At 68.6% G+C, this 22,073-nt stretch carries 24 protein-coding genes; 15 read left to right on the top strand and 9 right to left on the bottom strand.

Annotation, left to right across the window (positions count from 1 at the left end; all coding sequences use genetic code 11):
- The first annotated feature begins 11 nt into the window (after window positions 1–11).
- Both ACK5M9_RS03150 and ACK5M9_RS03145 read left to right on the top strand, forming a co-directional pair.
- Window positions 12–494: a cation:proton antiporter regulatory subunit gene (locus tag ACK5M9_RS03150; RefSeq protein WP_416891754.1), complete on the top strand. Its 483-nt coding sequence runs from the start codon at window positions 12–14 to the stop codon at window positions 492–494.
- A gap of 4 nt (window positions 495–498) precedes the next feature.
- A complete protein-coding gene (locus tag ACK5M9_RS03145; protein ID WP_416891740.1) occupies window positions 499–1,647 on the top strand; it encodes a cation:proton antiporter in 1,149 nt (382 codons plus the stop codon).
- Between the two features lie 101 nt (window positions 1,648–1,748).
- Here ACK5M9_RS03145 and ACK5M9_RS03140 read toward each other — a convergent pair whose 3' ends face one another.
- Window positions 1,749–2,306 carry an Rv3235 family protein gene (locus tag ACK5M9_RS03140; protein WP_416891753.1) on the bottom strand — a complete coding sequence of 186 codons (558 nt, stop codon included), beginning with the start codon at window positions 2,304–2,306 and terminating at the stop codon, window positions 1,749–1,751.
- A 294-nt stretch (window positions 2,307–2,600) separates the two neighbouring features.
- Here ACK5M9_RS03140 and ACK5M9_RS03135 point away from each other — a divergent pair, with 294 nt between their 5' ends.
- The 5 genes from ACK5M9_RS03135 (at window position 2,601) to ACK5M9_RS03115 (ending at window position 8,025) form a co-directional block, all read left to right on the top strand.
- On the top strand, window positions 2,601–4,010 hold the full coding sequence (locus ACK5M9_RS03135; RefSeq protein WP_416891739.1) for a WS/DGAT/MGAT family O-acyltransferase: 1,410 nt from the start codon (window positions 2,601–2,603) through the stop codon (window positions 4,008–4,010).
- A gap of 44 nt (window positions 4,011–4,054) precedes the next feature.
- The gene (gene ppk2 / locus ACK5M9_RS03130; RefSeq protein WP_416891752.1) at window positions 4,055–4,885 is read left to right on the top strand and encodes a polyphosphate kinase 2; all 831 of its coding nucleotides are present in this window, start codon (window positions 4,055–4,057) and stop codon (window positions 4,883–4,885) included.
- Window positions 4,886–4,897: 12 nt separating this feature from the next.
- Window positions 4,898–5,398 carry a DUF6912 family protein gene (locus ACK5M9_RS03125; protein WP_416891738.1) on the top strand — a complete coding sequence of 167 codons (501 nt, stop codon included), beginning with the start codon at window positions 4,898–4,900 and terminating at the stop codon, window positions 5,396–5,398.
- A gap of 132 nt (window positions 5,399–5,530) precedes the next feature.
- Entirely contained in the window at window positions 5,531–6,706 is a 1,176-nt protein-coding gene (locus tag ACK5M9_RS03120; protein ID WP_416891737.1) for a ferredoxin reductase, read from the top strand.
- Between the two features lie 86 nt (window positions 6,707–6,792).
- Window positions 6,793–8,025: a fatty acid desaturase family protein gene (locus tag ACK5M9_RS03115; RefSeq protein ID WP_416891736.1), complete on the top strand. Its 1,233-nt coding sequence runs from the start codon at window positions 6,793–6,795 to the stop codon at window positions 8,023–8,025.
- 317 nt (window positions 8,026–8,342) lie between these two features.
- On the opposite strand, the gene rsgA is transcribed toward ACK5M9_RS03115, so the two are convergent.
- On the bottom strand, window positions 8,343–9,323 hold the full coding sequence (gene rsgA / locus ACK5M9_RS03110; protein WP_416891735.1) for a ribosome small subunit-dependent GTPase A: 981 nt from the start codon (window positions 9,321–9,323) through the stop codon (window positions 8,343–8,345).
- A complete protein-coding gene (aroA, locus tag ACK5M9_RS03105; protein ID WP_416891734.1) occupies window positions 9,320–10,630 on the bottom strand; it encodes a 3-phosphoshikimate 1-carboxyvinyltransferase in 1,311 nt (436 codons plus the stop codon). Before aroA ends, rsgA begins: the two co-directional genes overlap by 4 nt.
- Window positions 10,631–10,690: 60 nt before the next feature.
- Here aroA and ACK5M9_RS03100 point away from each other — a divergent pair, with 60 nt between their 5' ends.
- Both ACK5M9_RS03100 and ACK5M9_RS03095 read left to right on the top strand, forming a co-directional pair.
- On the top strand, window positions 10,691–11,434 hold the full coding sequence (locus ACK5M9_RS03100) for an SOS response-associated peptidase (protein ID WP_416891733.1): 744 nt from the start codon (window positions 10,691–10,693) through the stop codon (window positions 11,432–11,434).
- 87 nt (window positions 11,435–11,521) lie between these two features.
- A complete protein-coding gene (locus tag ACK5M9_RS03095; RefSeq protein WP_416891732.1) occupies window positions 11,522–13,030 on the top strand; it encodes a long-chain-fatty-acid--CoA ligase in 1,509 nt (502 codons plus the stop codon).
- A gap of 85 nt (window positions 13,031–13,115) precedes the next feature.
- Here the strand turns inward: ACK5M9_RS03095 and ACK5M9_RS03090 are convergent, their stop codons facing one another.
- Entirely contained in the window at window positions 13,116–13,964 is an 849-nt protein-coding gene (locus ACK5M9_RS03090; protein WP_416891731.1) for an SDR family oxidoreductase, read from the bottom strand.
- A gap of 298 nt (window positions 13,965–14,262) precedes the next feature.
- On the opposite strand from ACK5M9_RS03090, the gene ACK5M9_RS03085 reads away from it, so the two are divergent.
- Window positions 14,263–14,904: a sigma-70 family RNA polymerase sigma factor gene (locus ACK5M9_RS03085; RefSeq protein ID WP_416891751.1), complete on the top strand. Its 642-nt coding sequence runs from the start codon at window positions 14,263–14,265 to the stop codon at window positions 14,902–14,904.
- Window positions 14,901–15,212, top strand: a complete 312-nt coding sequence (gene rsrA / locus ACK5M9_RS03080; RefSeq protein ID WP_416891730.1) for a mycothiol system anti-sigma-R factor — start codon at window positions 14,901–14,903, stop codon at window positions 15,210–15,212. The genes ACK5M9_RS03085 and rsrA overlap by 4 nt, the downstream gene beginning before the upstream one ends.
- A gap of 20 nt (window positions 15,213–15,232) precedes the next feature.
- On the opposite strand, the gene ACK5M9_RS03075 is transcribed toward rsrA, so the two are convergent.
- A complete protein-coding gene (locus ACK5M9_RS03075) occupies window positions 15,233–15,307 on the bottom strand; it encodes a 50S ribosomal protein bL37 (protein WP_011728008.1) in 75 nt (24 codons plus the stop codon).
- Window positions 15,308–15,481: 174 nt separating this feature from the next.
- Between ACK5M9_RS03075 and ACK5M9_RS03070 the strand changes: the two genes are divergently transcribed.
- Window positions 15,482–15,697, top strand: coding sequence for a biotin/lipoyl-binding carrier protein (locus ACK5M9_RS03070; RefSeq protein WP_416891750.1), 216 nt, complete (start codon window positions 15,482–15,484; stop codon window positions 15,695–15,697).
- Window positions 15,698–15,750: 53 nt separating this feature from the next.
- Window positions 15,751–17,253, top strand: a complete 1,503-nt coding sequence (locus ACK5M9_RS03065) for a sensor histidine kinase (RefSeq protein ID WP_416891729.1) — start codon at window positions 15,751–15,753, stop codon at window positions 17,251–17,253.
- Window positions 17,254–17,264: 11 nt separating this feature from the next.
- Here ACK5M9_RS03065 and ACK5M9_RS03060 read toward each other — a convergent pair whose 3' ends face one another.
- Window positions 17,265–17,519 carry a WhiB family transcriptional regulator gene (locus tag ACK5M9_RS03060; protein ID WP_416891728.1) on the bottom strand — a complete coding sequence of 85 codons (255 nt, stop codon included), beginning with the start codon at window positions 17,517–17,519 and terminating at the stop codon, window positions 17,265–17,267.
- Window positions 17,520–17,787: 268 nt separating this feature from the next.
- On the opposite strand from ACK5M9_RS03060, the gene ACK5M9_RS03055 reads away from it, so the two are divergent.
- Window positions 17,788–18,204: a hypothetical protein gene (locus ACK5M9_RS03055; RefSeq protein ID WP_416891727.1), complete on the top strand. Its 417-nt coding sequence runs from the start codon at window positions 17,788–17,790 to the stop codon at window positions 18,202–18,204.
- A 24-nt stretch (window positions 18,205–18,228) separates the two neighbouring features.
- Here the strand turns inward: ACK5M9_RS03055 and ACK5M9_RS03050 are convergent, their stop codons facing one another.
- Together ACK5M9_RS03050 and ACK5M9_RS03045 are read right to left on the bottom strand one after the other, a co-directional pair.
- Window positions 18,229–19,326: an isochorismate synthase gene (locus ACK5M9_RS03050; RefSeq protein ID WP_416891726.1), complete on the bottom strand. Its 1,098-nt coding sequence runs from the start codon at window positions 19,324–19,326 to the stop codon at window positions 18,229–18,231.
- Window positions 19,323–19,934 carry an acid phosphatase gene (locus ACK5M9_RS03045; RefSeq protein ID WP_416891725.1) on the bottom strand — a complete coding sequence of 204 codons (612 nt, stop codon included), beginning with the start codon at window positions 19,932–19,934 and terminating at the stop codon, window positions 19,323–19,325. Before ACK5M9_RS03045 ends, ACK5M9_RS03050 begins: the two co-directional genes overlap by 4 nt.
- A gap of 96 nt (window positions 19,935–20,030) precedes the next feature.
- On the opposite strand from ACK5M9_RS03045, the gene ACK5M9_RS03040 reads away from it, so the two are divergent.
- Window positions 20,031–20,822: a ParA family protein gene (locus ACK5M9_RS03040; RefSeq protein ID WP_416891749.1), complete on the top strand. Its 792-nt coding sequence runs from the start codon at window positions 20,031–20,033 to the stop codon at window positions 20,820–20,822.
- Window positions 20,823–20,838: 16 nt separating this feature from the next.
- Here the strand turns inward: ACK5M9_RS03040 and ACK5M9_RS03035 are convergent, their stop codons facing one another.
- Window positions 20,839–22,053, bottom strand: a complete 1,215-nt coding sequence (locus ACK5M9_RS03035) for a hypothetical protein (RefSeq protein ID WP_416891724.1) — start codon at window positions 22,051–22,053, stop codon at window positions 20,839–20,841.
- Window positions 22,054–22,073: the final 20 nt, after the last annotated feature.

Here is a 22,073-nt window from a genome sequence, read left to right as displayed (position 1 = left end):
TGGTGGATCGCATAGATGTCAAGGAAGTGCTGCTGCCCGGCGTCGGCCTGCGGTACGAATTCACCAATCATCAGGGCGACTGCATCGGCATCGTCGCGCGCCGAAACGGTGACTTCGATGTGGTGGTGTATGCCGCCAAAGACCCCGACCAGGCCCGGCCGCTGTTCGCACTCACCGGAGACGAAGCCGAAGCCGTAGCCCAAATTTTCGGTGCGCCAAGGATCGCCGAGCGTTTTGCCGAACTCACCCGCGAAGTCCCCGGACTCGAAGCCGGCCAGGTGTGCGTCGGGCCCGGCAGCCCGTTCGCCGGCCACCCGCTGGGCGACACCCGCGCCCGAACCCGTACCGGAGCGTCGATCGTCGCGATCGTGCGCGGTGACGACGTACTCGTCTCACCGGGGCCGGCCGAACCGCTGCGGGCCAATGACGTGCTGATCGTGATAGGTACCGACGAAGGCATCGCCGCGGTCGAGCAGCTCGTCGACCGGGGCTGAGCCGGTGGAGGTTTCCGGCGCGCTGCTGTTCGAGTTGGGCGCGCTCCTGGCCACGCTGGCGCTGCTCGGCGGGGTTGCGCGCCGGTTCACCCTGTCGCCCATACCGGTGTACCTGATCGTGGGGTTGTCGCTCGGCAACGGCGGGATGTTGCCGGTGGCTGCGGCCGACGACTTCGTCGTCACCGCCGCGCCGATCGGGGTTGTGCTGTTGCTGTTGACCCTGGGTGTGGAGTTCTCGGTGACGGAATTCGCGACCAGCATGCGCCGCCATCTCCCGTCGGCGGGCGTCGACATCGTCCTCAACGCGGGCCCGGGTGCGCTGGCCGGCTGGCTGCTGGGGTGGAGCGGTGTCGGGATATTGGCGCTGGCCGGAGTCACCTACATCTCGTCCTCGGGGGTCATAGCGCGCCTGCTGGAGGATCTGGGCCGGTTGGGCAACCGCGAGACACCGGCGGTGCTGGCGGTGCTGGTGCTGGAGGACTTCGCGATGGCGCCCTACCTGCCGCTGCTGACGGTGCTGGCAGCGGGCGGAACGTGGGTGGAAGCGGTTGGCGGGATGGTTGCGGCCGTCGGTGCGCTGATCGCCGCCTTCGCGGCCTCCTACCGGTGGGGGCATCTCCTGGGGCGGTTCGTGGCCCACCCCGATTCCGATCAACTGCTGCTCAGGGTTCTGGGCATCACCCTGATAGTCGCCGCGCTGGCTGAGACCCTGCGGGTGTCGGCCGCGGTGGGGGCGTTTCTGGTCGGCCTGACTCTGACCGGCGAGGCGGCCACCCGCGCGCGCCGGGTGCTGGCTCCGCTTCGCGACTTGTTCAGCGCCATCTTCTTTCTGGCGATCGGCCTGTCGGTCGATCCCAAGCAGTTGCTTCCCATGCTGCCGGTGGCCGTTGCGTTGGCCGTCGCCACCGGGGCGACGAAGTTGCTTACCGGGATATTCGCCGCCCGCCGCGACGGAGTGGGCTGGCGCGGACAGCGGCGTGCCGGGACCGCGCTGATCGCCCGGGGCGAGTTTTCGCTGATCATCATCGGCCTGGTCGGGGCGTCGATCCCCGGGATGTCGGCGCTGGCGATGTCCTACGTCTTCATGATGGCGATCCTCGGCCCGGTGCTGTCGCGCTATGCCGACGGGCCGGTCCCGGCGAAACCGGTGTGAGCGGCGGATACAGCTACCGGGGCCAGGGCCGGGGCCGGGGCCGGGGCCGGGGCGGGAGCCGGGGCGGGGGCCGGGGGGAGCGGGGCGCCGGGTGCCCGGGATCAGCCGATGTGCAGTGCCACCACCAGCCATCGGCCCGCACCGCCACCGGCGCCGGGTAGCCGCTGCACTCGGCAGGCGATCGCGTGCATGCGTTCGCCGCGGCTGTAGGTGCCGAACACTTCGGCGGCGGTATCGCGCCCGGGGCGGCCGGCCGGCTGGAGTCGTATCCTGCGCAGCACGGCCACTCCGGGCTCATCGGCGACTGCCTGCGCGACCGCCCGCAGCGCCTCGACCTGCCCGTATGCCAGCATCGAACCCAGCTGTGCGGCGGGGCGGCGCCGGTCGATCACTTCCAGCACGCGCCGAAGAGCGGAGTCGGCGAACACCGCCGCCTGGCGCATCAGCGGGGACGGTGGCACGTGCGGGGACGGTGGCATCTGCGGGGACGGTGGCGCGCCGTACTGCCGCTGGCTCGGCCGGTCGCCGGGGTGCGCGGCTGCGGAGCCCATCCGCGCCGGCTGCGCCGTCCGCGGCCGCACCGACGGCGATGACGGCAGGTGCCGGCGCAGGCCGCGGGTGGGCGGTTCGTATTCGATCACCGGTGTGACGGCGAACATGGGCACGGGTATCTCCAGAAGTTGCGATCCGACGGGCGGCGACGTCAATGACGTACCCGCTGGAGAGTGACAGACCGCGGGGTTTTGCGGTATTCACCCTCCGGCGGCGATCCACAGCTCCGATGCCCGCCACCGCCGCCCGCCCGCCGCCCACAGGCCACCGGCCACCCGGGCCGTCGCTGCCGCGCCGGTGCGGCTACCGTGGGCGGAACGTGGGCCCGCCGACGAGAAGTCCTGCCGACGAAGTTCCGCCGACCATGTGGGGGCGCCGTGACGCAAAGGATCGTGCCGTAAATGGCAGCGCGGCTGTCGACGGCGGACGCGGCGTTCTTCCGGATGGAGAACACGGCCACCCCGATGTATGTCGGGACGTTGTCGATCCTGCGTCGGCAGCGCTCCGGGCTGAGTTACGAGAAGCTGCTGGCCACCATCGAAGCGCGGCTGCCGCAGATCCCGCGGTACCGGCAGAAGGTACGCCAGATCAGAGGGGCCATCGCACGGCCGGTGTGGATCGATGATCAGGACTTCGACATCACCTACCACGTCAGGCGCTCGGCGCTGCCGTCGCCGGGCAGCGACGGGCAGTTGCACGAACTGATCGCCCGGCTGACCGCCCGCCCCTTGGACACCGAGCGGCCGCTGTGGGAGATGTATCTCATCGAGGGTCTGGCCAACGGCCGGCTGGCCCTGTACACGAAGTCCCACCAGGCGTTGGTCAACGGCATGGGCGCGCTGGAGATCAACCACGTGATCGCCGATCGCACCCGGCGGCCACCCCCGTTTCCCGAGGACATCTGGCTACCGGAGCGGGATCCGGGCAATACCCGGCTGCTGCTGAACTCGATCGGCGACTGGGTCGGCGGGCCGGGAGCGCAACTGCGGGCCGTCGGTTCGGCGATGGCCGGGGCGCTGACCAACTCGGGGAGGTTGGCCGGTGCGGGCCGTCGCGCCTTCGACATCGCGCGCACTGTGGCCAGGGGTGCGGCGCCCAGCAGCCCGCTCAATGCCGCCGTTTCGCACAGCAGGCGGCTGACGGTCGCCAAAGGGACGCTCGACGATTACCGGGCGGTGCGGGCGCGTTACGACTGCGACATCAACGATGTGGTGCTGACAGTGGTGGCGGGTGCGTTGGCCAACTGGCTGATGTCGCGGGGCGAGGCCGTCCCCACCAATGCGACGGTACGGGCGATGGCGCCGATGTCGGTGTACCCCGACGACCAACTCGATCGATCCGGTCCCGGCCAGGCGATGAGCGAGGTGACGCCGTTCCTGGTGGACCTGCCGGTGGGCGAGGGCAACGCGGTGATCCGGCTGTCGCAGATCGCGCACGCCACCGAGCTGAATCCGACCGCGGCCAGCCTGGTGGACGCCAGGACCATCGTCACGCTGTCGGGGTTCGCGCCGCCGACACTGCACGCCATGGGAATCCGGGTGGCGACCACCTTCGCGGCCCGGATGTTCAACCTGCTGATCACCAACGCGCCGGGTGCGCAGTCGCAGATGTACGTGGGCGGAGCCGAGTTGCTGGAGACCTACGCGGTGCCGCCGTTGCTGCACAACCAGGCGCTGGCCATTGGCGTCACGTCCTACAACGGCATGCTGTACTTCGGCATCAATGCCGACCGCGACGCGATGAGCGACGTGGACCTGCTGCCGGACCTGCTGCAGGAATCGCTGGACGAGCTGCTGGCGGTTGCGCGATAGGGCTAGCATTCGTTGATGTGAGTACCTCGACGGGCGCCGACGCAGTGAAGACCAAGAAGAAGTCTGGCGCGTCTGCCCGGGCGAAGATTCCCAACGCCGTCTATGAAGCCGAACTGTTCAGGCTGCAGACGGAACTCGTCAAATTGCAGGAATGGGTGCGCCATACCGGTGCGCGCTTGGTCATCATCTTCGAGGGCCGCGACGCCGCCGGCAAGGGTGGCGCCATCAAGCGAATCATGCAGTACCTGAGCCCCCGCATAGTCCACGTTGCCGCGCTGCCCGCGCCGACCGACCGGGAACAGGGTCAGTGGTACTACCAGCGCTACATCGCTCACCTGCCAACCAAGGGCGAAATCGTGCTGTTCGACCGGTCCTGGTACAACCGCGGAGGCGTCGAGAAGGTCATGGGGTTCTGCACTCCGCAGGAGCACGCGCTGTTCCTGCGGCAGACGCCGATCTTCGAGCAGATGCTGATCGACGACGGCATTCTGCTGCGCAAGTACTGGTTCTCGGTTTCCGATGCCGAGCAGTTGCGCCGGTTCAAGTCGAGGCGCAATGACCCGCTGCGGCAATGGAAGCTCAGCCCGATGGACCTGGAATCGGTGTACCGGTGGGAGGACTACTCGCGCGCCAAGGACGAGATGATGGTGCACACCGACACCCCGGTCAGCCCCTGGTTCGTGGTGGAGTCCGACATCAAGAAGCACGCACGGCTGAATATGATCGCCCACCTGCTGTCCACGATCGGCTACACCGACGTGGAAATCCCGAAGGTCGAACTGCCGGAGCGGCCCGTCGTGACCGGCAACTACCAGCGGTCGGCACGGGAGTTGCAGACCTACGTCGACGACCACGTCGCAACGTTGATGCGGTGATGCGGTGATGCCGTGATGCGGGTCTATATTCCCGCGACCGTGGCCATGTTGCAGCGACTCGTGGCTGAGGGCGCTCTCCGGCCGGTCAACGGCACCGCCTTTGCGGTGACGCCGAAGCTGCGCGAGTTCTATGCCCGGGGAGACGATGACGAACTCGCCGAGGTGGCGCTGGGGGAGGCGGCGCTGGCATCGCTGCGGCTGTTGGCGGCCGACGACGATGGTGCGCAGCCACTGCGGCGTGCGGTGCTGTCCGCGGAGGTCGACGATGCCGACTACCGCCCCGATCTGGACGATGCGGTGGTCCGGTTGGCCGGGCCGGTAGCCCTGGACGCGGTGATAGCGGCGTATGTGGACAACGCCGATGCGGAGCCGGCGGTGGCGGCGGCGATCGAGGCGATCGACGCCGCTGATCTGGGTGACGCCGATGCCGACCTGATCGTCGGTGATGCTCAGGACCATGATCTGGCCTGGTATGCGAATCAGGAGTTGGCTTTCCTGCTCGAACTCCTCTGAACAGGCCCGTCGGAAACGGCAAGGCCGTAACTTACGGTACCGTAGCCTTGTCCGCGGGCGGCATCGGCGCCCGATGTGACCGCCGCAGTTGGCTGGTGCACACCAATGGCGCGATCCGGAGCAGGAGCCTTGATGAGTAGCACGCACGCGCCGCTGGCCGCCGACGTCATCGATACCCGACGCCCGAAGGTCGCCGGGGCGGACAAGCATCGGATGTCGCACCTGCTGCGGCGCCTGGCCACCGGTATCACGACGCCACTGCTGCCCGACGACTACCTGCAGCTGGCCAATCCGCTGTGGTCGGCGCGGGAGCTACGCGGCCGGATCCTGCAGGTGCGCCGCGAAACCGAGGACTCGGCGACCCTGGTCATCAAACCCGGCTGGGGCTTCGGTTTCGACTACCGGCCGGGCCAGTACGTCGGGATCGGGCTGCGTGTCGAGGGCCGCTGGCGCTGGCGGTCCTATTCGCTCACCTCGATTCCGGTGACCGGGCGGTCCGGTTCGGAGCGCCGCACCATCGCCATCACCGTCAAGGCGATGCCCGACGGCTTCCTGTCCACCCACCTGGTAGCCGGGGTCGAGCCCGGAACCGTGGTACGCCTGGCCGCGCCGCAGGGCAACTTCGTGCTGCCGAACCCGGCGCCGTCGTCGATCCTGTTCCTGACGGCGGGGTCCGGCATCACGCCGGTGATGTCGATGCTTCGGACGCTGGCCCGGAGCAACCAGATCGGCGACATCGTGCACCTGCATTCGGCGCCTGTCGAATCCGCGGTGATGTTCGGAGCCGAACTCGCCGCGCTTGCCTGCGCTGAGCCCGGGTACCGGCTGTCGGTGCGCGAGACGCGTACGCGCGGCCGGCTCGACCTGTCGCGCCTGGGGTCCGAGGTGCCGGACTGGCGTGCCCGGCAGACCTGGGCCTGCGGGCCGGAGGGCATGCTCAACCAGGCCGAAAAGGTGTGGTCGGCAGCGGGTGTCGGCGACCGTCTGCACCTGGAGCGCTTCGCGGTGTCGCGGGCGACTGCGGCTGGCGACGGGAGCGGCGGGGCCGGGGGGAGCGGCGGCACGGTTACGTTCGCCCGCAGCGCCCGCAGTGTCGAGGCCGATGCCGCGACATCGTTGATGGAGGCGGGTGAGGGTGCCGGCGTGCGGATGCCGTTCGGCTGCCGGATGGGTATCTGCCAGTCGTGTGTGGTCGAACTCCTGGAAGGGCATGTGCGTGACCTGCGAACGGGTCGGGAGCACGATCCGGGGTCCCGGGTGCAGACGTGTGTGTCGGTCGCATCGGGCGATTGCGCGGTCGACGTCTAAAGTTACCATGGAGTAACCTACGGTTTCGTAGGTTACGATCGCCCTAGGTCGCGCCGGTTGGGGCCGCGAGTCAGGAGAGAACAGCGATGGCGGTCACCGACGTCGACGCTTTTGCGCATCTGACGGATGCGGACGTCGAAAGCCTGGCCGGCGAGTTCGACGCCATCCGGCGCGACGTCGAAGACTCCCGCGGGATGCGCGACACCCGCTACATCCGGCGCGCCATAGCCGCCCAGCGTGCGCTCGAGGTGGCCGGCCGGGTCGTCCTGGCCGCCGGGTCACGGCGTCGGGCCTGGTGGGCGGGCACGATGCTGCTCGGGGTGGCCAAGATCATCGAGAACATGGAGATTGGCCACAACGTCATGCACGGCCAGTGGGACTGGATGAATGACCCCGAGATCCACTCGTCGTCCTGGGAATGGGACATGAGCGGGGTATCCAAACACTGGCGCTACACCCACAACTTCGTGCACCACAAGTACACCAACATCCTCGACGTCGACGACGACGTCGGCTACGGGCTGCTGCGGGTTACCCGCGACCACCGCTGGAAGCCCCACAACATGTTCAACCTGATCTTCAACGCCATCCTTGCGATCGGATTCGAGTGGGGAATCGCGTTGCAGCACTTGGAGTTCGGCAAGATTTTCAAAGGCCCCGCCGAACGCGAGGCCGCCAAGGTTCGGCTTCGCGAACTCTCGGGTAAGGTCGGTCGCCAGGTGTTCAAGGACTACCTGGCGTTCCCGGCGCTGACGTCGGTGTCTCCGGGTGCGACTTTCAGGTCCACGCTGAGGGCCAACGCGGTGGCCAATGTCATCCGCAACCTGTGGGCCAACGCCGTCATCTTCTGCGGCCACTTTCCCGACGGCGCCGAGAAATTCACCACCACCGACATGGCCGGCGAATCCAAGGGACAGTGGTATCTGCGGCAGCTGCTCGGCAGCGCCAACTTCGAGGCCGGTCCCGCGCTGCGCTTCATGAGCGGCAACCTGTGCCTCCAGATCGAGCACCACCTGTATCCCGACCTGCCGAGCAACCGCCTCCACGGCATCTCACTGCGGGTTCGCCAACTCTGCGACAAATACGACCTGCCCTACACCACCGGGCCGTTCGCGGTGCAGTACGCCAAGACGTGGCGGACGCTGGCGAAGTTGTCGCTGCCCGACGCCTGCCTGCGCGATAGCTGTGACGATGCGCCGGAGACCCGCAGCGAGCGGATGTTCGCCGGCCTGGATCCCGATTTCGCGGGTATTGAGCCCGTTACCGGCCGTCGGCGCGGTCTGCGAACGGCGATTGCCGCGGTGCGGGGTCGGCGCTGAGGGTGCCTTCGCCGCTGGTGCGGGGCCGGCGCTGGCGCCCGCCCTCGCCGTTGGCGCCCAACTCCGCCGCCCGTCCTGGTCGCGTCGGCGCTCACCCTCGCCCCTCGCCCCTCGCCCCTCGCCCCTCGCCCCTCGCCGAGCGTGTAACTGCTGGTGAATCTGGGCCGTTTTTCCGCAGTAGTTGCACGCTCGGCGGGGGTGGGGGGTCTGGCGGGCCCGGGCCCGGGCCCGGGCCCGGGCGCGGCGGGGGGCGAGGGGCGAGGGGCGAGGGGCGAGCGTTGCAGGGCCTGCGGGATCCAGCGCCCCGAGGCGAACCCTCAGACCTCCCCGAGATTGCACAGCAGCCGACGGGCGGCGGTGACCCGCCGTGCCGCGCTGCCGTCCAACTGATCCAGCGCGCACTGGGAAGCGGCTGGCGGGCCCAGGTGTCCGCAACCCCGTGGGCAGTGCCCAATGGTCTCGGCCAGGTCGGAAAACGCGGCCAGAACGTCGTCGGGCCGAATGTGGGCGAGCCCGAACGAGCGGATACCCGGAGTGTCGATCACCCAGCCCCCGGACTCCAGCGGCAGCGCTACCGACTGTGTCGAGGTATGCCGCCCTCGGCCGATGCCGGTCACCTCGCCGACAGCCCGGTCCGCTTCGGGCACCAGACGATTGACCAGGGTGGACTTGCCCACCCCGGAATGCCCCAACAGCGCGGTGGTTTTCCCCGCCAGCAGATCCGCTACCGCCGGCAGCGGATCGTCGACGCCGGCGGCGACCACCGTCAGATCCAGGTCGGCGAATTCCCCGGCAAAGGGTTCCGGCTCCGCGAGGTCGGTTTTGGTCAGGCACAGGATCGGTGCCAACCCGCCGGCGTAGGCGGCGATCAGCGTCCGGTCGACCAGGCCGGTACGCGGCGGCGGATCGGCCAGCGCGACCACGATCAGCAATTGGTCGGCGTTGGCGACGACCACCCGTTCGGTGGGGTCGGTGTCGTCCGCGGTGCGCCGCAGCACGGTGCGCCGGTGGCGGCGCCGCACGATGCGGGCCAGGGTGTCGACCCGCCCGGACAGGTCACCCACCACGTCGACTTCGTCGCCGACGACGATCGGGGTCCGGCCGAGTTCGCGCGCCCGCATGGCCACCACCCGGCGGTCGGGGTGCCCGCCCAGCACGCATCCCCAGCGGCCGCGGTCGACGCTGACCACCATGGCGGCCTCGGCATCGGCGTGCTTCGGGCGGGTCTTGGTGCGAGGCCGCGAGCCTTTGCCGGAGCGGACCTTGACGTCGGATTCGTCGTAGTCGCCGGCCCTCAACCGAGCGCCCCCCGGCCGGCCACCGCCGACCCCGCCGCTACCATCTCGGACCACAGCTCGGGGAACTCCGGGAGCGTCTTGGTCGTGGCGCCAATGTCGTCGATCTCGACGCCGCCGACCCGCAAACCGATGATCGCGCCCGCCATGGCCATCCGGTGGTCGGCGTAGGCGCGCCACAGCCCGGCCCGCAGCGGGGTCGCGGTGATCTCCAGGCCGTCGGCGGTTTCCCGGCAGTCGCCGCCCAGCCCGTTGATCTCGGTGCTCAGGGCGGCCAGACGGTCGGTTTCGTGGCCGCGCAGGTGCGCGATTCCCCGGAGCCGCGATATCGACCCCGGCCGCGCCGTCGCGGCCAGCGCGGCCAGCGACGGCGTCAGCTCGCCGACATCGCGCAGGTCCACGTCGAATCCGTGGTACTCGGGTGCGCCCCGCACCTGAAGATTCGAACCGTCATGGCTGACAACGCTGTTGAGCTCGCCCAGGATGTCCAGGATGCGACCGGCGGGTTGCACGCTTTCCCGGGGCCACCCGGTGATCCGCACGGTGCCGCCGGTGACCACGGCGGCGGCCAGGAACGCCACCGCGTTGGTCAGATCCGGCTCGACCCGCCAGTGCCGAGCCGCCACGGCACCCGGCTGCACGTGCCAGCGGTCTGCACCGGTGTCGTCGACGACGACACCGGCTTGGCGGAGCATCTGCACCGTCATCGCGATGTGCGGGGCCGATGGCAGCGACCCGCCGGTGTGCTGCACGGTCAGGCCGTTGGTGAACGATGCGCCGGACAGCAGCAGGCCCGACACGAACTGCGACGAAGCCGATGCGTCGATGTCCACAGATCCACCGGCCACCTCCCCGTGGCCGTCGACCCGGAAGGGCAGCCCGGTCCCGTCCACGGGCACCCCGAGATCGCGGAGCGCGTCCAGCAGCGGCGTGATGGGCCGGGCCCGGGCCTGCTCGTCGCCGTCGAAAACGACTCCCACGGCGCCCAGCGCGGCCAGCGGCGGGACGAAGCGCAGGACCGTGCCGGCCAGGCCGCAGTCGACGCGGGCGCCGGGATCGGGCGCGATGCACCCGCTCACGGTCAGTTCGGAGCCGGCCCCAGCCACCCGCAGCCCAAGGGTGTTCAGCGCCCCGATCATCAGGTCGGTGTCGCGGCTGCGCAGCGCCCCGCTGATGGTGGATGTGCCCCGACCCTGCGCGGCCGCCAGTGCGGCCAGCACCAGGGCCCGGTTGGTCTGGGACTTCGAACCCGGAACCGTCACCGTGGCGTGCACCGGCGACGGTGCGGACGGGGCCGGCCAGGTGCTCACCGGCCCATTATCGTCTGTCGTCCCTCGTTGGGTGTCGGGCGGCTCTGCCACCATGGAGATGTGTGCGGGCGTTTCGTGATGACCACCGACCCGGCTTCGCTGGCCGTGAAGATCGCCGCAATCGACGAGGTGACGGGCGCTTCGGGCGCCTCGGCGCACGCCGACTACTCGGCGAGGGCCAACTACAACGTCGCACCCACGACCCCGATCACCACGGTGGTGGCCCGCCACGGAGAGCCGGGCGACGACCCCACCCGCCGGGTGCGCCTGATGCGCTGGGGGCTGCTGCCGCCGTGGGTCAAGCCGGGCCCCGATGGCGCACCGGACACCCGAGGCCCGTTGCTGATCAACGCCCGCGCCGAGACGGTCGCCACCTCGCCGGCCTTCCGGAACTCCGCGCACAGCCGGCGCGCCCTGGTGCCGATGGATGGCTGGTACGAGTGGCGGCCCGACCCGGACACCGGGAAATCCCCCAAGACGCCGTTCTTCATGCATCGCGGCGATGGCGGGATGCTGTTCATGGCGGGGTTGTGGTCGGCCTGGAAACCGTCCGGGGACGCCGATCCGCTGTGGAGTTGCGCCATCATCACCACCGAAGCCGTCGGGGAGCTCGCCGAGGTTCATCACCGTATGCCCTACATCCTGGCCGAGGAGGCTTGGGACCCCTGGCTGGATCCGGATGCCCCGCTGGATCCTGAGTTGCTGGCCGGCCCGCCCGATGTGCGCGGCGTCGAGGTGCGGCGGGTGTCGACCCTGGTCAACTCCGTCGGCAACAACGGGCCGGAGCTCCTGGATCCGGTATGACCGGCCGGTTCGATAGAGCGGTTGTGCTGTGCTCTCGGCGAGGCCAGGATGGAGGTCGGCCACATCAACTCAGCCCGGAGGCGTCCCGTGACCGCATTGAGTGCGAATCTCATTTCATCCAAGGAGCACCACCCCGACCGGGTTGCGGTGCGCTGCAATGATCTGGAATTGACCTTCGCCGAACTCGACGCGGCGGCCGCGCGGGTGTCCACGCTGCTGGAGCGTGCCGGGGTGCAGCCGGGCGATCGGGTGGGTGTGATGCTGCCCAATACGCCGGTGTTCGCCGTCGTGTTCTACGGCATCATGTACCGCGGTGCCATCGCGGTTCCGATGAACCCGCTGCTCAAGTCCCGCGAGGTGGCCTTCTACCTGTCCAACACCGGCGCCACGGCGATGTTCGCCACGCCTGTTTTCGCCGCGGAGGCCACCGCCGGAGCCGCCGAGGCCGGCGCGCAGTGCTGGCTGGTGGACGATGCCGGACTGGCCGAGTTGACCTCCGGGTTGCCTGGCGGCACCGCGATGGATCGCGACGACGAGGACCTCGCGGTCATCCTGCACACCTCGGGTACCACCGGAAAGCCCAAGGGCGCCATGCTCACTCACGGGAATCTGGGTCGCAATGCCGAAGTCTGCGTCCGCACCCTGATCGAGGTGAGATCCGGCGACGTGGTGATGGGCTGTCTGCCGCTGTTCCACGTCTTCGGTCTGACCTGCGGGCTCAACGCCAGCGTGCTCGTGGGCGCGACGCTGACGCTCATGCCCCGGTTCGACCCGCGCGAGGCGCTGAAAGTCATGGCGCGCGACGGTGTCACGGTGTTCGAGGGGGTGCCCACGATGTACTCAGCGCTGCTCGGCGTGGCGGCCGAAGCGCCGGCCGATGCGGTGCGGAACCTGCGGATATGTGTCTCCGGAGGTGCGGCGCTGCCGGTCCAGGTTCTCACGGACTTCGAAAAGGCTTTCGGCTGTGCGGTCCTGGAAGGCTACGGGTTGTCCGAGACTTCGCCCGCGGCCTCGTTCAACCATCCGCACCTGCCGCGCAAGCCCGGTTCTATCGGCACACCGATCGAAGGTGTCGAGATGCGGCTCGTCGATCTCAACGGCCGGGAGGCCGCTCCGGGCGAGTCCGGCGAAATCCAGATCCGCGGGCACAACGTGATGACGGGTTACTGGAACCTACCGGAGGCGACCCAGGCAGCCATCACCCCCGAGGGCTGGTTCAACAGCGGCGATGTCGGACGCGTGGACGAGGACGGCTTTTTCTACGTCGTCGACCGGACCAAGGACATGATCATCCGGGGCGGCTACAACGTGTATCCCCGGGAGATCGAGGAGGTGCTCTACGAGCATCCATCGGTTGCCGAAGCCGCGGTCATCGGTATTGCGCACGAGTCGCTCGGCGAGGAAGTCGGCGCGGCGGTCGTCCTCAAGGAGGGTGCGTCCCTGAGTACGGATGAGTTGCGCGAATACGTCCGGGCGCGGGTGGCGGCCTACAAGTACCCTCGCCGGGTGTGGCTCGTCGACGCGCTGCCCAAGGGGGCCACCGGAAAGATCCAGAAGCGCGACATCACCGTTCCCGATACCGACGGCGCGGGCTAGCCGGGGGTAATCCGGGTATCCCTGCGGGCTGCGGGCTGCGGGCTGCGGGCTGCGGGCTGCGGGCCGGGGGCCGGGCCCCGGGAACTCAGGGCCCGGCGTACCCGGGGGGATTGACCTGTTCGACCCACAAGTCGACACCCAGTTCGGCACCGGGCACGCAGTCATACACCGACAGGTCGGTGACACCCGATTCCACCAGCACGTCCTCGCAGAACACCGAGTTGCCGGTGTATTCGCGGGAGTTCCGGTTGAGGACGACGTAGGCGGCGTCGGCGTAGACGTCCGGTTTGCGGGCGCGGCGCATCGCCTCGTCGCCGCCGAGCAGGTTCTGCACGGCTGCCGTTGCCACCAGCGTGCGCGGCCACAGCGTATTCGAGGCTATGCCCTCGTGGCGCATCTCCTCGGCAATACCCAACGCGCACAGCGTCATACCGAATTTCGCCATCATGTATGCGGTCGGCTTGAGCCACTTCTTGTCCAGCTGCACCGGTGGCGACAACGTCAGGATGTGCGGATTGTCCCGGCCCTTCATGTGCGGGATGCACGCCTGTGACACCGCGTAGGTGCCGCGCACCTGGATCCCGTTCATCAGATCGAAGCGCTTCATCGGTACGTCGGTCACCGACCCCAGGTTGATCGCCGAGGCGTTGTTCACGCAGATGTCGACACCGCCGAACTGCTCGACTGCCCTGGCGACGGCGGACTCCACGGACTCGGGGTCGCGGACGTCACCGACGATCGGCAGTGCCTGACCGCCGGCTTCCTCTATCTCGGCGGCGGCGGTGTACACCGTGCCGGACAGCTTGGGGTGAGGTTCGGCGGTTTTGGCGACCAGCGCGATGTTGGCGCCGTCGCGGGCGGCTCGTTTTGCGATCGCCAGGCCGATGCCGCGACTGGCGCCGGATATGAACATGGTCTTGCCGTTGAGGGACATGGCGTCACAGTAACGCGCAGTGCGCGCCGGGAAATACTGCGTCGGCCGATTGCGTTGTTCGATGCGGCGGTCTCACCGGTACCGGTGAACTCGGCTGTGGGGCGGGTCGGGGCAGGCACCCGTCGGCCGTCGGTCGCGCCCGTCAGATGGTGGGGGCTATAGATTGTCAGGAGGGAATCGGGTGCCGGCTGCGACGAGCGTGCGTTGTGACCAGCGGTCGGATCGATTCCCCGCGAGTCCGGCGGCGACGATTTCGCCGTATGGTGACCCCGCAACCGAAGGGACCGTGCTGATCAAGATGTCCGACATCGATGGCCGGCCGCCTGAGTATGAGGAGACCGACGCCGAGGTGACGGCCCGGTTCGAGCGGGATGCGATTCCCCTTCTCGACCAGCTTTACGGCGGTGCGCTGCGGATGACCCGGAATCCGGCTGACGCCGAGGACCTGCTGCAGGAAACGATGGTCAAGGCCTATGCCGGCTTTCGGTCGTTCCGTGCCGGCACCAATCTCAAGGCGTGGCTGTACCGCATCCTGACCAACACCTACATCAACGGATACCGAAAGAAGCAGCGCCAGCCGGCGGAGTATCCGACCGAGGAGATCACCGATTGGCAGCTGGCCTCGCAGGCCGCGCATTCCTCGACCGGACTGCGGTCTGCCGAGATCGAGGCTCTCGAAGGGCTGCCGGATACCGAGATCAAACAAGCCCTGCAGGCGTTGCCGGAAGATTTCCGGATGGCGGTCTACTACGCCGACGTCGAGGGTTTTCCGTACCGGGAGATCGCCGAGATCATGGGTACCCCGATCGGCACCGTGATGTCGCGGCTGCATCGTGGCCGGAACCAACTGCGCGAACTGCTGGCCGGCGTCGCCAAGGAACGCGGTTTCATCCGCGGCGAGCAGGCGCCCCAGCACACCCCCGAGGAGGTGTCGTCGTGAACGAGGTCAGCGGCTCGTCCGGTTCCCCCTTCGACGATGGGGAATCGCATGGACACCTCGGCTGCAGCCAGGTGATCGCCGAGGTGTGGACTTTGCTGGACGGGGAATGCAACCCGGACAGCCAGGAACAGCTGCGGCGGCACCTCGAGGCGTGTCCGGAATGCTTCCGACACTACGGGATCGAGGAGCGGATCAAGGTCCTGATCGCAAGCAAATGCCGTGGTGAGCGGGCGCCGGACGGCATGCGCGAGCGGCTGCGGCTGGAGATCAGCCGCACCACCATCATCCGTGGCGGGCCCGGCGCCTAGCGCTTGGCCGCCGGCTTTGGTCAGGCGTTGGGCCGCTTACCGTGGTTGGCCTTGCTGTGTTTGCGGTCACGCTTCTTGCGGCCACGCTTCGCCATGGTGAGAACCTTCCGATCATCGGATTGCGGGGCGGCCCGTGGCCGCTCGATTGTTACCCATTGTCTCATGTGAAACCCGCCGTGGCGCCATCAGCCTGCGGACCGGGCCCTATGGTTCGATGTAGAGAGCCCGACAGACCAGTGTGCGCCGCGGCCGATACGAGTGGAGTGATGATGTCCGAGGAGGTTCGCGCCGAGATCGTGGCCAGCGTGCTCGAAGTCGTCGTCAACGAGGGAGACGAGATCGGCCAGGGGGATGTGGTCGTGCTGCTGGAGTCGATGAAAATGGAGATCCCGGTGCTGGCCGAGATCGCCGGAACCGTCAGCACGGTGAGTGTCTCGGTGGGTGACGTCATCCAGGCCGGCGATCTGATCGCCGTGATCAGCTAGCCTTCGACAATCCTCGGCCGCCGCCCCGGCCGGGATGGACTCGGGAGTCAACCATGTCCACCCTCGGTAATCTGCTTGCCGAGCACACCGTGCTGCCGGGCAATGCGGTCGATCACCTGCACGCGGTGGTCGGGGAGTGGCAGCTACTGTCCGACCTGGCGTTCGCCGACTATCTGATGTGGGTTCGCCGGGACGATGGAGCGCTGGTATGTGTCGCCCAGTGCCGGCCCAACACCGCCTCGACGGTCATGCAGGGCGATGCGGTGGGCGGTGTCGTTCCCGCCGATCGTTTGCCGTTGGTTGCGGATGCCTTCGCCAAGAGTGTTTGTGTGCCGGAGTTCACCGGCGTCGAACCGCATTCGGGGTATCAGCTCGGGTCCAACGTCGTCACTTCCCCGGTCCGCTACGACGACCAGGTCGTGGCGGTGCTGACGCAGCACCAGACCGAATGGGTCGCCGAGCGCATGTCGGGCCGGCTGGAAACCGCCTACCGGCATTGCGCCGAAGATCTGCTGCACATGCTTGCCGAGGGCACGTTTCCAGACGTCGGCGACGTCGCGCTGTCCCGGTCGACTCCGCGTGCCGGTGACGGCTTCATCCGGCTGGACGTCGACGGAGTCGTGGCATATGCCAGCCCGAACGCGTTGTCGGCTTACCACCGGATGGGTCTGAAGAGTGAGTTGGAGGGAAACAATCTGATCGCGGTCACCCGGCCGCTGGTCTCGGATCCGTTCGACGCTCAGGAAGTGGCCGAGCACGTTCTGAACCTGCTCTCCGGCGGATCGAGCATGCGCTTGGAGGTCGACGCCGGCGGCGCAACCGTGCTGTTGCGGACGCTGCCGCTGGTCGTGCACGGCGAGAATGCGGGTGCGGCGATCTTGATCCGCGACGTGACCGAGGTGAAGCGCCGGGACCGGGCCCTGATATCGAAAGACGCCACGATCCGCGAGATTCACCATCGGGTGAAGAACAATCTGCAGACCGTCGCCGCGTTGCTGCGTCTACAGGCCCGGCGAACCGTCAATGCCGAGGGCCGGGAGGCGCTCATCGAATCGGTGCGCCGGGTATCCTCGATCGCCCTGGTCCACGATGCGCTGTCGATGTCGGTGGACGAGAAGGTCAATCTCGACGAAGTCATCGACCGCATCCTGCCCATCATGAACGATGTGGCCTCGGTGGACCGGCCCATCCGGATCAACCGGGTCGGTGACCTGGGGGTATTGGACTCCGACCGGGCGACCGCGCTGATTTTGGTGATCACCGAGCTGGTGCAGAACGCCATCGAGCACGCATTCGGCCTGATGTCGACCGGGGGGGCGGTGACAATCCGCGCTGAGCGCTCGGCGCGTTGGCTCGACGTCGTGGTCAATGACGACGGGCGCGGCTTGCCCGCGGAGTTCAGCCTGGAGAAGTCCGACAGCCTGGGATTGCAGATTGTGCGGACGCTGGTTTCGGCGGAGTTGGACGGTTCGCTGGAGATGCAGAGGGGCGCTGACGGCGGCACCGATGTGGTGTTGCGGGTACCGATCGGCCGGCGGGGACGACTGGTGCTGTGAAATCCGGGTGGTCAGACCCCGCTGCGAGCCTTGGTCCGGGCATTGCGCCTCTTGAGTGCGCGCCGCTCGTCTTCGCTCATTCCACCCCACACGCCGGCGTCCTGGCCGGTGCTGAGCGCCCAGGTCAGGCATTCGGTGGTCACTGGGCACCGAGTGCAGACCAGTTTCGCGTCGGCAATCTGCGCGAGTGCCGGGCCGCTGTTCCCGACCGGGAAGAACAGCTCGGGATCCTCGTCGCGGCACACCGCCCTATGGCGCCAATCCATTAGTCGCTACTCCTCACTATGTGCGCAGAACCCCACACGGAGATTTCCTCTTGCCCGATAAGCGATAAACGTTGCACAAGACAGGTTTCCGTATCTCTGCATCAATCGTTTAATGGTTACACAGGCTCAACAGATGTCAATAGCGTTACGGCGGGGCGTGGGGTATCTCACTTTGCGCTTCCCGTACCGGCTTGTCGACGCAGCCGAAGGTACCCTTGCGGGCCCGACTGTGGGCGGCACGGCCCGTCGGGATGACTACGCTGACGCTGTGACCGCTCGCACTCCGGCTATCGTCCGCGGAGCCGGATTCATCGTCCTGGCGCAGGGTGCGGCGGCTGTGGTGATGGCGGTGATCCTGGTGGTTCGCGGGATCGCCGGCGCCGACCAGCGGGTGGTCAACGGGCTGGGCACCGCGGTGTGGTTCGTGTTGATCGGCGCCGGGGTACTGGCCGGCGGCTGGGCGCTGGTGGCGGGCAGGCGCTGGGGCCGGGGATTGGCGGTGTTCACTCAGTTGCTGCTGCTGCCCGTTGCCTGGTACATGGCGGTGGATTCGCACCGGCCGCAATTGGGGATCCCGGTCGGGCTGGTGGCGGGAATCACGCTGGCACTGCTGTTCAGCCGGCCGGCCGTCGGCTGGGCCGCCGGTGACGGGGCGGCGGGACAGGCCGGAGGCGGCCGGAGGTAGTCCCGGCGGTCGTCCCGGCAGTTCTCATCGCTCGACGCCGAGCGCATTGAGGGTGGTCGCGAATTTCGCTGTGGTTTCCGCGACCTCGTCGTCGGGATCGGATTCGGCGACTATCCCCCCGCCGGCGTGTGCGAGCGCGGTCCGGCGGTCGGCGGACAGCTGCGCGCACCGGATGGCGACAACCCAGTTGCCGTCTCCGCCGGAGTCGCACCATCCCACCGCACCGGCGTAGAAGCCACGGTCGCCCTCCAGGGCGTTGATCAATGCCACCGCTTGACCGGTGGGAACCCCGCCGACCGCGGGAGTGGGATGTAGCGCCAGCGCCAGATCGATTGCCGTGGTGGAGGTATCGCGGAGCCGTCCAGCTATCGGAGTACACAGATGCCAGACCGTCGCGGTGCGGCTCAGTTGCGGTTCGGGTGCCCACGACAACTCGTCGCACAATGGCGCCAGGGCTTCCCGCATGGTGTCGACGACCAGCTGATGCTCGTGGCGGTTCTTGGCGGAGGCGGCCAGCGCGGACCCCAGGGCGGCGTCCTCCTCCGGGTCGGGGTGCCGCGGCGCCGAACCGGCAAAAGGCCGGCACACGACGTTGCGGCCGGATCGTGCCACCAGCAGTTCGGGGCTGGCGCCCACCAGGGCCGTTCCGGTGTAGTCCCCGCCGGCAGCGGTCAGGTCCGCCAGGTAGCCGTAGGCCCCCGGGTCGGCGGCAACCAGCCTGCGCAGGATGACGCGGCCGTCGAGCACGCCGTCGGCGGCCAGCCTCAGCGCCCGGGCCAGCACCACTTTGCTCAGCGAGCTGTGCCGCGCGGCCAGCAGGTTGCGAGTGCGGCCGACCCGTGCCCGATGCTCGGCCACCGGCGGGATCGCGGCGTCGACTCGCACCGCCGGCAGCGGCCCGGCCGGCCACTCGGGCAGGACGTCATGACGGTGCACCACCTCCGGCGCCAGCAGCGCCGCCGGCCGGGTCACGTCGAAAGGCAATGCTCCCACGACTATCGGCACGTCACCGAGCCGCAAGGCCGCTTGGGCCGATGCGATGTCCCGGTAGCGGACGGCCACCCCGTCGGCAACCAGGATGCCGTCCGGACTGCTCAGCGCGAATCGGGGTTCGGGGTTCACGCCGTCGGGAACGGCCGGAGGTGATAGCTGAGCCCCAGCCGGCTGAGCTGCCGGACACCGCGATCGAACCCGCAGATCGTGATCGTTGCCGTCGGCATGTCGAATCGGCTGCCCTCGCGGAGCGGGAGCATCAGCCATCGCGCGATGACCGCGCGGGAGAAGTGACCGTGGCTGACGAACAGCACGTCGCGCGACTGCATCAGCTCCAGGGCCCGTTCGACCGCCCGATCGGCGCGATCGCTGACCTGCGCGACGCTCTCGCCGCCGGGGCATCCGTGCGTCCAAATCGACCACTCGGGCTCGGATTGGCGGATCTGGGGGGTGGTCAGGCCCTCGTAGTCGCCGTAGTCCCATTCGGCGATCAGTGGCGTCACCTGGTCGATCATGATTCCCGCCGAGTCGGCGGTGGCCAGGGCCCGGCGGCGCGGGCTGCAAACCGCATAGGGATTGTCCAAGGCGAGGTCAGCCAGAACCCGCCCGGCGAATTCGGCTTGGGTGCTCCCCGCGGTGGTCAGCGCCATGTCGGTGCGGCCGGTGTGCCGCCCCGACTTCGACCATTCGGTCTCGCCGTGGCGCAGCAGCACCAGCCGGTGGTCCTCGACACCCATGCCGACCGATTCTGCACGAGACACGCCGGGAGCCGTGCCGGACCCGCCAGCGGAGCCGATGCGCGGGGTGCATGTCAGGATGGCACCGTGACACGAATGCACATACTTGCCGTCGCCAACCAGAAGGGCGGTGTGGCCAAGACGACGACGGTCGCCTCGTTGGGTGCCGCGATGGTGGACAGCGGAAAGCGGGTGCTCCTGGTCGATCTGGATCCGCAGGGGTGCCTGACGTTCTCGCTGGGCCAAGACCCCGACAAGCTGCCGGTCAGTGTCCACGATGTGCTCCTGGGGGAGGTGGAACCCGATGCCGCGCTGGTCACGACCGCAGAGGGCATGGTGTTGCTGCCGGCCAACATCGATCTTGCGGGGGCCGAGGCGCTGTTGCTGATGCGGGCCGGACGCGAATACGCCCTCAAGCGGGCGCTGGCGAAACTCGCCGGTGATTTCGACGTGGTGATCATCGACTGTCCGCCGTCGCTGGGTGTGCTGACCCTCAACGGGCTCACGGCCGCCGACGAGGTGATGGTTCCGATGCAGTGTGAGACGCTGGCGCACCGCGGTGTGGGTCAGTTTTTGCGCACCGTCGCCGACGTCCAGCAGATCACCAATCCGGACCTGCGGTTGCTGGGTGCGCTGCCCACGTTGTACGACTCGCGCACCACCCACACCCGCGATGTGCTGCTCGACGTCGCCGACCGCTATCAGCTGTCGGTGCTGGCACCGCCGATTCCGCGGACGGTGCGTTTCGCCGAGGCCAGTGCGTCGGGCACTTCGGTGCTGTCCGGACGCAAGAACAAGGGTGCGCTGGCCTACCGCGAGTTGGCTCAGGCGCTGCTCAAGCACTGGAAGAACGGTTCGGAGCTGCCGACTTTCGCCGTCGAGTGTTAGTCCGGTGAGCCTTCGGTCAGCCCAGTGCCACCATGGTGTCGCCGCGCTGCTCGATCACCTGCGAGCCCACCACGGCCGGGACGACGGGTGCGTCTACGGGTTGCCGCTGGACCTCGAGGTAGCGGACGGCCTCGCCGCTTGCCGGGTCATATACGCCGATCGCGTCGGTGACCGGCACCAGCAACTGGCCGGCCATCATCGTCGCGGGGCCCAGCGGCTGCGTGGTCTCGCCGGCGGCGATGGTGTAGCGCAGTGTCAGGCCGGCGGCGTCGAAAACCATCAGCGAGTTCCCGGTCCACCAGGTGACCAGGTCTCCGGCCCGCGAGACCGCGGCTGAGTGCGACGGCTGCCCGGCCAGTGCGGTGCTCGACACCGTGGTGCCGGTGTCGTCGATCACCTCGACTCGCGGCTGCGGGCCCGGCAGGTATACCGCGGTGCGTTCCTGCGACACGGCCAGGACGCGGGCACCGGCCCCCCGGGGCACCCCGGGCTGCGGCACGACCTGCTGCTTGGGTTCGTCGTCGTCCTTGCCCGGGTGCAGCAGCAGCAGACGCAGGTCGGCCTGGTCCGCGCAGGACTCGAGGACCGACACCTGCGTCGAACTGGCGGCGGCCGATTCCAGCGTGCATCCCGAGTGCAGGCCCCGGGCGGGCGGTTTCACCCGCGCGTCGGTTTCGCCGTAGACGATCATCCGGACCAGGTCCGAACGCCACATCTCCAGACGGGTGGCTCCTGCCGACAACACCGTCGCCCCGTTGGCGGACAGCTGGACCGCCGCGTCGGCGTAGCTGCTGCGGGTGGGTCCGCGCCGGCCGGTCGACCCGTCGATGGTGCTGACCTGACCGCACCCGCGGTCGTCGCGATAGACCGCGACGGCATATTGATGCACCCAGCTGACACCGCAGAGGTCGCTGCCGCGGGAATAGCTCCACAGGGCTTGGCCGGTCACCCGATCGCGGCCGTCGACGCGGTGCCGGTCGCCGGTCACCACTGTGCCCCCCACGGCGACGGGCACCCGGGTCGTCGGGCTGGGCGCCGACCAGAGTTGTTTCAGGGCGGCCGGAACGTGCGCAGCGGTGGGCGGATTGGCTGCGGGAGTAGTTGCCGGCCTGCTGGTGGTGGCCCGGGCATCGCTGTTCCACCAGATCAGTGCCGCGATTGCGGCGACGGCCGCGGTGATGGCCGTGGCGGCCAGGATATCGGCTCTGGTGCGCCGTTCCGGCTGGACCATTGGTTAGTCGGACCGGGCGG

The sequence above is a fragment of the Mycobacterium sp. genome (genome assembly GCF_047975165.1).
Taxonomy (GTDB): Bacteria; Actinomycetota; Actinomycetes; order Mycobacteriales; family Mycobacteriaceae; genus Mycobacterium.
This window is presented reverse-complemented; position numbering and strand designations above follow the sequence as displayed.